General features: G+C 43.4%; 8 protein-coding genes. All 8 read left to right on the forward strand.

The genetic code is table 11. The annotated features are described in order from the left end of the window. Positions 1-17: 17 nt before the first annotated feature. Positions 18-350: a hypothetical protein gene (locus tag GQF01_RS24950; RefSeq protein WP_161409510.1), complete on the forward strand. Its 333-nt coding sequence runs from the start codon at positions 18-20 to the stop codon at positions 348-350. 323 nt (positions 351-673) lie between these two features. Next, positions 674-2,452 (forward strand): cache domain-containing sensor histidine kinase, encoded by a 1,779-nt coding sequence (locus GQF01_RS24955; RefSeq protein ID WP_161409512.1) that lies wholly within the window; start codon positions 674-676, stop codon positions 2,450-2,452. Further along, on the forward strand, positions 2,445-3,950 hold the full coding sequence (locus GQF01_RS24960; RefSeq protein ID WP_161409513.1) for a response regulator: 1,506 nt from the start codon (positions 2,445-2,447) through the stop codon (positions 3,948-3,950). Before GQF01_RS24955 ends, GQF01_RS24960 begins: the two co-directional genes overlap by 8 nt. Positions 3,951-4,090: 140 nt before the next feature. Further along, entirely contained in the window at positions 4,091-5,443 is a 1,353-nt protein-coding gene (locus tag GQF01_RS24965; protein WP_161409516.1) for an ABC transporter substrate-binding protein, read from the forward strand. An 83-nt stretch (positions 5,444-5,526) separates the two neighbouring features. Next, positions 5,527-6,393, forward strand: coding sequence for a carbohydrate ABC transporter permease (locus tag GQF01_RS24970; RefSeq protein WP_161409518.1), 867 nt, complete (start codon positions 5,527-5,529; stop codon positions 6,391-6,393). Next, positions 6,390-7,220 (forward strand): carbohydrate ABC transporter permease, encoded by an 831-nt coding sequence (locus tag GQF01_RS24975; protein WP_161409520.1) that lies wholly within the window; start codon positions 6,390-6,392, stop codon positions 7,218-7,220. The genes GQF01_RS24970 and GQF01_RS24975 overlap by 4 nt, the downstream gene beginning before the upstream one ends. A gap of 29 nt (positions 7,221-7,249) precedes the next feature. Then, the gene (locus tag GQF01_RS24980; RefSeq protein WP_161409522.1) at positions 7,250-10,147 is read left to right on the forward strand and encodes an alpha-L-rhamnosidase; all 2,898 of its coding nucleotides are present in this window, start codon (positions 7,250-7,252) and stop codon (positions 10,145-10,147) included. Positions 10,148-10,371: 224 nt separating this feature from the next. After that, positions 10,372-11,955: a response regulator gene (locus GQF01_RS24985; RefSeq protein WP_161409524.1), complete on the forward strand. Its 1,584-nt coding sequence runs from the start codon at positions 10,372-10,374 to the stop codon at positions 11,953-11,955.

Consider the following 11,955-nt stretch of genomic DNA (forward strand, 5'->3'; position numbering starts at 1 on the left):
GTAAAGGGGGCATTATGATGAATTTAGCCATCCAAAAAGAAAAGGAAGATCCACAATTAATGGAAGGAATTAAAGATTTATTGAAGGAAAGCTATCATCTAGCTGAAGATCAAATGATTTTGATCATGAATAAGGCAAGTGAGTGTTCGGAAGGATATTTAGTCGATTATTTTGCATATGTAGAACCTATCCAGGAAATTTGTAACGGTATAAGGAATACTTTGGAAAAACATCTAAAACAAGTAGATCAGGATGAAGAAATGGCTTTGAAAATGATGAATGAAGCCGCTGTATGGTACGCATTTGAATGTATAAGAAGGTACTATAAAAACCAGGCAAACCTTTTTTAAACTTGCAGTGCGATTCATTACAAATGCTGCATGTATTCTCCACAGTGCCCCTGGCTGTTTTCACTCTCATATTAGGGCGGATATAAGAATGTTAGGAATTGTGGGAACAGGATTGCTTACTATATGATCAATGATTTAAGCCATGCATTTACTGCATGGTTTTTTACGTTTCGAGGAAGTAGTCTAGATGCTGTTCCAAAAAAAACGGACACTCACCCAAAGAATAAGCACATTATGTAAATAGGATTGAACTAGCTATAATACCCTTATAGTCCTTAGGTTAAGCTCACGAGACATACGACAGTGGATGGGGGAGGCATAATATGAAAAGAATATTGCGAATTCTGTTTTCAAAAATTCGCTTACAAAGACTTAGAAGTCGTTTTCTGGTTGCTATGATTATCATCTCTCTACCCCCGCTCTTCTTCTTAGGATATATGTCTTTCAATATTGCGAAGAACACATTGATGGAAACAAATGCGCAAACGTATGGAAATCATTTGGAAACATCGAGTGAAGTGGCGGATTTATTATTTCGCAGCATAATCAATATGAATCGTTCAATCGTAGTGAATAATGAGGTGCGGGAGGTTCTGTCAAGCAGCAACGTTGCTCAGGTAACTAAAGTTGAATCCGCAGAACCGACTCGTGAAGGGCCCTCTAATAAGCTGCAAAAAGTGATTAATAACAATCAATTCGATACCAAATATGTAAACTCCATCTGTGTATTTAATTTAGAGTTCAAGACCTTCTGCGCTGGGCGCTCTGATGATGCAGGTGTATATGAGAAACCGGATAAAATTAAGCTCATTCAGGAGTCCGATTGGTATAAGAGTGCTGTACAGGATCAGGGAAAGGTTGTTTTTCTAGGCTATGATATACTGGAAAATTCGAAGAATTCATTCTCCACGGTAAAATTATTTCGGGATGCGTCAAGTCCCAGCGGGCAGACGATCGGGTTGTTAGTCGTGAATATATCTAAGGATATTTTCACAAATATTTTTACTGAAAATAACAATACCGGCGGTTTCATGGCACTGGATAATTCTCCTGATAGAAGTAAAATCGTATTTAATAACGGGCTAGCCGACGATTCGGTTCTCAATGCAGGGAACAATGAATCACTTATTCACCAATTGAAGCAAAAGGGTTATCTCATCAGTCAATACCAGAACCAAACGACGAATTGGACATTTATTCACCTGATAAAAGTGAATGAACTGCTCAAGCAATCGAATAATATTCGTACAATCACAACACTCATCGCAGTTTCTATGGGCATTATTTCGTTGCTTTATTCCATTTTTATTTCCGGCAGTATTACCCGTCCTCTTCTACAGATCAAAAAAATGATGGTGGATTGGACGAAGGGAGCTCGTGAATTCGATGAGACATTCGAACAAGATGAGGTAGGTACGATCGGGGAAACTTTCAAACGCGTCGTCTATGAAAATAAACAGTTAACTGAACGGTTGATTCATTCGGAATTAAAGGAGCGGGAGGCTGAACTTCGAGCACTGCAGGCACAAATTAAGCCGCATTTTTTATATAATACGTTGGATTCGATCTATTGGATGGCGACTTTGCAAAAAAATCATAATGTCGCACAGATGGCGATTTCTTTATCGGAAAGTTTTAAATTGAGCCTGAACAAAGGAAAAGATACCATCACTGCTTATAAAGAATTAAAGCACATTGAGCATTACATGACGATCCAGAATATTCGTTATCATAATCGGTTTCAATATGTAGAAGAGGTCGAGCCTGCCTTAATGGGGATGGAGATTATGAAGTTGCTGCTTCAACCCCTTGTTGAGAATGCGATTTACCATGGCCTAGAACCCAAGGTGGGAGAAGGTATGATTCGACTTACGGGCAAAAGGGACGAGGGGTTTCTTGTTTTTACAGTGGAAGATAACGGTGTAGGAATATCAGATATGACTGTGACGGAACAAGGATATGGCTTGAAAAATGTGCGTGAACGACTGACTTTGTATTATGGGACGACCAGTTCGTTAACGATTTCAAGTGTCTTTAATCAAGGTACTCGAATTGAAATTCGCTTCCAACTATTCGGTGAAATGAGGGAAACTAATGCTTAAGGCCGTTGTGTTCGACGATGAATATATTGTGCTTCAAGGTCTTCGTGAATTGATTGACTGGTCAAGCTTTGGCATCGAGCTAATTGGTACGGCTGACAATGGTCTATCTGCACTCGAATTATTTCGAGTACACCGTCCTCAGCTTATTTTCACCGATATTCGGATGCCGGGAATGGATGGACTCCAACTGATTGAAGTGATTATGCGGGAAGCGCCGGAGACGTTATGTATCGTATTTAGTGGTTTCAATGAGTTTGAATATGTAAAACAAGCCATTAATCTTGGAGTCGCCGATTATTTAGAGAAGCCAATTACGGTTCCAACGATTGAGAAAGCAATCCGTAAGGTGATGGATAAGATCAGCAGGCAGCGAGAAGTACAGGAACTTAAGACGAAAGTAAGCAACAGTCATCGCGAGCTGCTGGAAAAGGCGACATTGGATTTACTATTTATTGGTGGGGAAGCTGAAGAGAAGTGGCGGCAAATTTATGGCGCAGCGTCGGAGAACCTCGTTGGAGTAACCGTTCTGGCAACGGAATCAGATCGGCTGCAAATTTCAGAGCATACTGACTATACAGTGATTCCGCTCCGTCATGGCCAAGAGAGGTTACTCGTATGTGTGCATACCCAGCAGCCAACCCCTGAGTTCTGGGGGCAGTTGTTATTAGAATCTGAGCAAGCTGATATCTCTGTTGGGAGCGGCCGGACTTATGCGGAGTTGAGAGAAGCTGCACTCAGCTATAAAGAAGCACTTCGTGCGCTACGATCGGCTCATTTTTTGGGGGAGAAAGGGATCGTACGTTTTGAGGATTTAGGTGAGTTGATTACTCGGCCCGAAGGTTTAAGTGAACGCGAGGAAGGCATTATTCTGAGTTTGCGTTCTGGCAATAAGGCGGGCATGCTCGATCAGATTGATCGTTTTATTGCTTGGATTCAAAAGGAAAAGCTTGATGCCGAAGTGGCTGAGCATGAGATGCTTAAGCTTCTTTATTTGGCCCTCGAAGAAGCGAAAAAAGCAGCTGGCGATAAAGTCGGTCACATTCCTGAAGCCTACCGGCCCCATGTGGAGTTTCGAGAAATGGCAGCAGGTGGGAAAATTACCGAATGGTTTCGGAGTCAATTAGACATGATTGTCGGCAGTACGATGGAGGCGCGTGAACACTCCAGGCATGTATCCGTCACACGTGCGCGTAATTATATGGAGCAAAACTATACCCGTGATGTCACGCTTCAAGAGGTGGCAGCGCATGTTGGCATGAATCCCTCTTATTTCAGCGTGCTGTTTAAAGAAGAAGTTGGTGAATCCTATATTAAATATGTGACCCGTAAACGCATGGAGCTTGCCAAAATGCTGCTTAGCCGCGGGCTGAAAGTGAATGATGTGAGTGAGAAAGTGGGGTACCATACCTATAGGCACTTCTCTGAAGTATTTAAAAAATACACCGGATGTACGCCTGGACAATATAAAGATCAATTATCGAACACCTTAGGAATCTAAAAAATACGGACAGTTATCTGAAGAATGAGGCACTGCCTGCGATTAGGAAAAGCGATTAAGATAATAGCACGGGGGAATAAACTCGTGTCACACATAAGTATCGATTCATCCTAATCAAGGCGACTAAGGGGGATTTGAAGATGAGTAAAAAGACAACAAAATGGGTTGCAGCTATGTCCACTTCGGTATTATTGGCTGGTGTATTAGCAGGTTGTGGAACGGCTTCGACATCTTCTTCAGGAGATACGAAAGGACAATCTGCAGACAGCAGCTCGAAAAAGATGGATGAGAAAGTAACCATCTCACTTTTAATTGGCAACACCCAGGATTCTGTTAATTTGGCAAAAGGGGTTGTCGCGGCGTTTGAAAAGAAATATCCGAACATCCATGTTGAACAAGAAACCCGCCCAGGCGGCATTGAAGGCGATAACATCATTAAAACCCGCCTGGCGACAGGTGATATGTCAGATGTTTTTGTGTATAACAGCGGATCACTTATGCAAGCGCTTAATCCTGAACAAAATTTGCTAGATCTCACGAATGAACCTTTCCAAGCGAATATTATTGACTCTTATAAACCCACAGTAAGTTCCAAAGGTAAAATCTACGCGGGTCCGATAGGCTCAACGATGGCTGGGGGCTGGTTCTACAATAAAAAGATTTATGCGGATCTGGGACTTTCCGTTCCCAAAACGTGGGCAGAACTGATGGCTAATAGCGAGAAAATAAAAGCAGCTGGCATCACGCCTGTTATTGGCAGTTATAAAGATGATTGGACTACACAAATCGTGGTATTGGCAGATTACTACAATGTGCAAGCTGCAAATCCGAAATTTGCAGATGATTATACCGCTAATAAAGCAAAATTTTCTACAGATCCAGCAGCTTTCAGAAGCTTTGAAAAACTCGAGGAAATCGCGAAAAAAGGCTATTTGAACAAAGATTTCTTAGCAACCACCTATGATTCGGGTATGAAGATGCTGGCGGAAGGCAAGGGTGCCCAATATCCGATGCTTTCCCTTGCAACACCTGTACTTGAGCAAAACTTCCCTGACAAAATGAAAGATATCGGATTTTTTGCTCAGCCGGGCGATACTGCCGGTACAAATGGTTTAACGGTGTGGATGCCAGACGGTGCTTATATTTACAAAGCGACTAAACATGCAGAACAAGCAAAAAAATTCGTTGAATTTATCGCTTCTTCAGAGGGAATTGCTGCTCAAGCTGCAGCTTCCAAGCCTTCAGGCCCATACCCGATCAAAGGATCGAAGCTGCCTGATAACGTTGCGCAATTGGTTAAAGATATGTCGACATATTTTGATGGGAATAAAACATCGCCTGCCTTGGAATTTGTATCTCCAATTAAAGGCTCTAGCTTAGCACAAATTACAACCGAAGTTGGTGCAGCTATCAAAACAGGTAAACAAGCTGCTGAAGTGTATGACAAAGATGTTGAAAAACAAGCGAAGCAATTAGGACTGCAAGGTTGGTAATAGCTGAAGATTAAATGGATGAGGGTCGGCGATGCGAATTTCATGCAGGACCGGCTCTTTTCTCAAATATAGGAGTGATCACGTTGGCAAAGGTGTTCAAACGTACGTACTCATATGCTTTTCTTATTCCTGCAGCCATTATCTATGTAGTGATTTTTATCTTTCCAACCATCATGTCATTTTTCTTTAGTCTGACAAGATGGAATTTAACCAGCTGGACATTTATTGGTTTGGATAACTTTAGATCATTTTTCCAAGAGGCTTCGCTCCTGATCGGATTTAAGAATACTCTGATTTACGCTTTAGTTACTTGTGTGTTAAAGGTCGTATTAGGCATGTTGCTAGGCGTATTTCTAACTTCAAAAATAAGAGCCAAAGGTTATCTGCGGTCTGTAATATTTTTTCCTACCTTGCTTAGTACCATTGCAGTCGGAATCACATTTAGTATGATGATGCATCCAACGGAAGGGTTAATTAATACGGCATTAGCAGCAATAGGGATTAATGGACCAGACTGGTTAGGTGATACACGAATAGCACTGCTGTCAGTAGCTCTTGTTGATGTGTGGAAAGGCGTGGGTTTCGCCACGGTTATCTATATCGCAGGAATCCTTTCTATTCCTCAGGATTACTATGAAGCTCTGGATATTGATGGTGGAGGCGCATTCCGTAAGTTCTGGAATATTATTGTCCCGTTAAGCCGTCCCGCAACGAACTCAGTCATTATTCTATCGTTTATCGGTGGCTTGCGCTCTTTCGATCTTGTTTGGACGATGACCAAAGGGGGGCCGGGATTTACGACTGACCTTATCGCTTCCATTATTTATAAGCAGTATCAGGGCGGCTATTATGGTCTGGCTACTGCAGGAAATGTAATCTTGTTTATCGTGGTAACGGCACTAGCCCTTCCGCTATATTCCTACCTGAATAGAAAAGAGGCGGAACTATGAGCAGAAAAATAAGAGGATTAAGCGTCGAAATCATTTCAATTCTTCTGAGCGTTGTGCTCTTCTGGATTCCATTCTATTTTGTCATTGTCAATGCACTCAAGGACAAGAAAGAGTCCTCCTTATTAAACTTAGCGTGGCCCTCTACGATTCATCTCTGGGATAATCTAAAAGAAGTGATTACTGCCCGGGATTACATGCTTCTCCGGGCTTTCTATAACAGCACTTTATTGACGGTGCTGTCGATTATCGTCTTGATTATTGTCTGTGCAATGGCAGGCTTTGTTATGCAGCGTAGAAACGATCGTGCGACGCCATGGCTTAATTTCCTTGTGCTTTCTGGATTAATTATTCCTCCCGCTATTGTCCCGACGATCTGGGTCTTGAATGGTCTTGGTTTATTTAAAACAATGCCAGGTCTCGTTCTCATTGAAGTTGCACTCGGATTTCCTTTCGGAGTGTTACTGTACAAAGGGTTTATGTCAGGCATTCCACGTGAAATAGATGAAGCTGCTGTGGTGGATGGATGCAGCGGATTTGGTCTGTTTTCTAAAATCATTCTACCGCTTTTACAGCCCGTTACAGCAACGATAATTGTCACATCTTCAGTAGGGATTTTTAACGACTTTACGAATCCCCTGTATTTCTTCCCAGGGGCTAAGAATGCAACGGTGCAATTGACGTTGTATAACTTTCAGAGTCAGTTCGTCACACAATGGAATTTGCTATTTATGAATATTTTGCTAATCACCTTGCCGCCTCTAGTCTTATTTATTTTCTTTAACAATAAAATTGTAGCAGGGATGACAGCGGGTTCAGTAAAAGGCTAATCATAGGATTGTTAATGGGGAGGATTATGATGGGGAACTTACAGGTTACGGCATTGAAATGTGAATACAAGACGAATCCGCTTGGCATTGGATCAAGGAATCCTCAACTAAGCTGGCAAATTGAATCGGATCGCCGAGGTACGATGCAGCGAGCCTACCAGATCATAGTAGCTAACGAAGAGGGTGACTTTACAAAGCCAGCATGGGATACAGGGTATACAGAATCAGATCAGTCGATTCAAGTTGTTTATGGCGGACAGGAACTGCAAACAAGAACCCGTTATCTCTATAAAGTAAAAGTTTGGGATAACGATGGTCGTGAATCCTCATGGAGCGAAATCGCTTGGTGGGAAATGGGCTTGTTAGATCAAAAGGAATGGCAAGCGCAGTGGATCACACCTAACGAAAGTGAGATAGATCCGCAGTCTGAGCCTGCATTTCTATTTCGCAAGCAGTTTGAGGTGGGAAGAGACTTCATATCTGCACGTATGTATGCATCAGCTGCAGGCGTCTACGAACTGTATGTGAATGGGGTACGTGTTTCTGATGAACTGCTGGCGCCAGGCTGGACCAGTTACCCAACACGGTTGCAAGTTCAAACCTACGATGTTACAGAATTGCTGAAAAAAGAAGGAAATGGGCTAGGTATTCTGCTCGGCGATGGTTGGTACAAGAGTGGTCTTGGCTTTGGAAACAAGAACTTTAAATACGGCGAACAGCGAGCTGTACTCGCTCAATTGCATATCCAATATAAAGACGGATCGGAAACGGTTGTTGCAACAGATTCCACCTGGAAGGCTTCTACTGGACCTATTCAATACTCAACAATCTACCATGGTGAGACCTATGATGCGCAGTTAGAGCAAGCAGGTTGGAGCTCAGTGAATTACCAAGAGGATGAGTGGAAGTCTACACAAGTTTGTAAAGATATGGGCTACGATGTGCTTGTGCCTCAAGAAAACTCGCCGACCCGTGTAACGGAAACGATACGTCCTATTGCCTATTTCCTAACGCCTGCTGGCGATCATGTACTGGATATGGGACAAAATATGGTAGGCCGCGTACGATTCATTGTATCTGCTCCTGCAGGTACCCGAATTGAGCTACATCATTCTGAAGTCTTGGATAACGACGGCAATATTTATTTTGGAAACCTGCGTACAGCTAAGCAGATTGTAACCTATATTGCCAAAGGGAGTGGCCCTGAAAACTATGCGCCTTATTTCAGCTTCATGGGCTTTCGCTATGTGATGGTCAAAGGTTTTCCTGGCCAAGAGAAGGGCCTGCCACTGGACGCATTTGTCGGTGAAGTCATACATACCGATATGGAGCAAACAGGTGAGTTCGAATGCTCGGATGTTAGAGTAAATCAGTTGCAAAGCAATATTCGCTGGGGTCAACGAGGCAATTTCCTCGACGTACCAACAGATTGTCCACAGCGTGACGAAAGATTGGGCTGGACGGGTGACGCTCAGGTCTTCATAAGCACAGCGCTATTTAATTACCAAGGCGGGCCATTCTTTACGAAATGGCTACATGATGTGAAAGAAGAACAAAGGCCGAATGGCGGTATTCCTTTTGTTGTACCAGATGTTGTAGGCGGAGAGAATTCAGCTGCTTGGGGAGATGCTGCGGTAATTTGTCCGTGGACGGTTTATCAATACTATGGAGATAAGCGTCTACTTGCTGAACAATATGAAAGTATGAAGGGGTGGATTTCCTATATTCGCTCGCAAGGCGAACAGGAGTATTTATGGAACACCGGCTTCCATTTTGGAGATTGGCTTGGACTGGACGCGAAGGAAGATAGTTACGTTGGTGCGACACCTGTTGCTCTAATTGCAACAGCTTATTATGCGTATTCGACACGTATTGTTCGAGATGCCGCAAGAGCTCTTGGACATGAAGAAGAGGCTATTACTTTCGATGAGCTTTATATTGGTGTTATTCAAGCATTCCGCGATGAATTTATAACGAAAAATGGGCGTGTAGCTGCCCCAACGCAAACTGCGCATATCCTTGCACTCGTCTTCGATCTAGTTGATGATGAGGTGCGTGCAAGAGTTGCGAAGGATCTCAATGAACTCATTCTGGATAATGATTACCATTTATCAACGGGTTTCGTAGGTACACCTTACTTGTGCTTCGCACTTTCGAATAACGGCTATCACGAAACAGCAGTTAAACTGCTGCTGCAAGAAAGTTTTCCAGGGTGGCTGTACTCCGTTTCCAAGGGAGCGACAACCATTTGGGAGCACTGGGACAGCATCAAATCAGATGGTTCCTTCTGGAGCGATGATATGAACTCTTTTAACCACTATGCTTATGGGGCAATCGGAGACTGGATGTACCGAAAAATAGCCGGATTGGACATGGACGTTACTGTGCCTGCCTTCAAGCGCATTCATATCGAGCCGCTGTTTGGGCTAAATAGTCTTACTTATGCCAAAGCAGCGCATACCTCCCTATATGGACGAATTGAGTCTGGCTGGCAAGTGGATCAGGGACAAATTCAAATGATGGTGCGTGTTCCTGCCAATACAACCGCAGAAGTTATTCTGACAGGAGCTACGGTTGGTAATGTGAAAGAAGGAGGACTTTGCCTCGACACTTCGATTCTTGGCATTCAGGCTATAAGTGAAGTCGAGCAAGGTGTGCGCGTCATTCTAGGATCTGGAGACTACACGTTCTCGTATGAGAATAGCGATCTATTCCGCGTAAAGTTTAATGAGCATTCGAGAATCAATGATGTGCTAGATCATAAAGCAGCAACGGAAATTTTTAACAAGCATATGTCAGCCTTACTCGATGGCCCTTTTCTAAATTTAGTCCGAAAATCAACGATTAAGCAATTGGCAGAGAATTCGATGGCGGGAATAACTAAGCACCAAATTGATGAGCTGCTTGAAGAATTGATTCTTATATAAGGCAAGAGTGCACGGGTTCAATGAAAAAGAGACATCCTTTCGGAGAGGTTCCGAAGGATGTTTTTTATGATTAACTTAATTTCGCATATAAGCAGCAAATCATGGATGACTATTGGACCTATGTCAAAGTCATCTTTTTTTCTTTGTTGACCAGAAAACTTGAATTTGAAATAATAGCAAGCATAATACTGAATGATAGAGTTGCTTCACTTGGAGGGATAGATATGTATGGCTTACTGGTAGTCGACGATGAGCCGCATCACCGCCGAGGAATTGCGGACATGCTGCGGGGCCTTAGACAGGAATATCGTATTTTTACCGCAAAAGACGGTGAAGAAGCACTGAGCATTGTACTTGATAATCCGGTCGATATCATCATTACGGATATCAGGATGCCTAATATGGACGGATTGCAGTTAATTGAAGCTTTACTCAAGCAGCCACGCCGCATCAAAATTGTCATCCTCAGTGTGTACGGGCAATTTAATTATGCAAGGAAGGCGTTAACGCTTGGAGCCTTTGATTATCTGCTAAAGCCGCTCAAGCGGGAAGAAATGAGTGAAATGCTGGGCAAACTGGAAACTTCCCTGGAGGAGGAGAAGCGGCAAATGCTCGAAGCAGAGTCACTGAAGCGGAAGCTTCATTCTAGCATACCCGTATATGAACAGCATCTCTTAAATAGATGGGTACGTGGGGAGCTCAGCGACAGTGACCAGGAAGAGATGTCCCGTCTCCTTCCGGACAGGAAAGCTTCGTTGATCATAACCTTAAAGTTCAATCAAGTAGAGGAGTTTGAAGAGTTCAAGCTGAAATTCAAGTCATGGTTTCAGCCGTTATTGGACTTGATTGGTTCTTCGATTTGTTTCTATTTGGACGGTATGGAGCCGCTTCTAGTCTCGATCCTTTCACCGAAGCATCAGGTCGAATGGCTGCTGCATAGCGATCTGGTTCAGCTTGCCGAAGTGATCAGCCGGGTACAGCTTGAGTTCGGGCTGTCTGCTGCCATAGGGGTAGGCGAGATTGTGGCAGATCCATATAGGGATATCCATTTTTCATTCAGGCAGGCGTTGGACGCTCTTGATTTTACCTTTTATCAGGGTTACAGCTCACTTCTTATCTTTTCTGAAATCGCTTACGATCCAAAAAAGCCAGTCCTGCGGCCTTATTCTTCGGAATCTAAAATCGGAACTGCCGTCACGCAGTTAGACAGGAAATTGGCTGAAGAGGCATTGGAGGAGTTCATCGGCCAGCTGCAAGAGGGCAAGCGTCCGTCACCTGCCCATCTCAAGGAACGGGTACTATATATGTTGGTTACCCAGACGAAAAACAATGAAGCATTGCTCGGCAGAGAGGAAGCCGGTAATCTCATTTCAGAAATGGAATTTGAACTGCCCGCCTGCCCGTCACTTGGAGAACTAACTTTGAAGGTCACTTATTATTTGGGGCGCATCATCGACGGAATGGAAAATCGGAAGAAGAACAAGAGTCAGGTCATTATCCAGATGTGTATCGTTTATCTTGAGGAGCATTACATGGAGGATTTGTCTATGGAGATGATTGCGAAGCGTTATTTTTTCAGTCCAGCGTATTTCAGCGGCCTGTTCAAGGTGCAGACCTCCCTTACCTTTACGGAGTTTTTGCTCGGGTTGCGTATTGAGAAAGCCAAAACCTTCCTGGGTGACTCTGATCGGAAGGTGTCCGAAGTTGCGTTCGCCGTTGGCTTCCGGGATGCCGGCTATTTCACACGGATATTCAAACGGGAGACTGGACTGTCTCCGGAAGAATACCGTAAGAACATGGTGGTCTAG

This window comes from Paenibacillus silvestris, assembly GCF_009882985.1.
Lineage (GTDB): Bacteria > Bacillota > Bacilli > Paenibacillales > NBRC-103111 > Paenibacillus_E > Paenibacillus_E silvestris.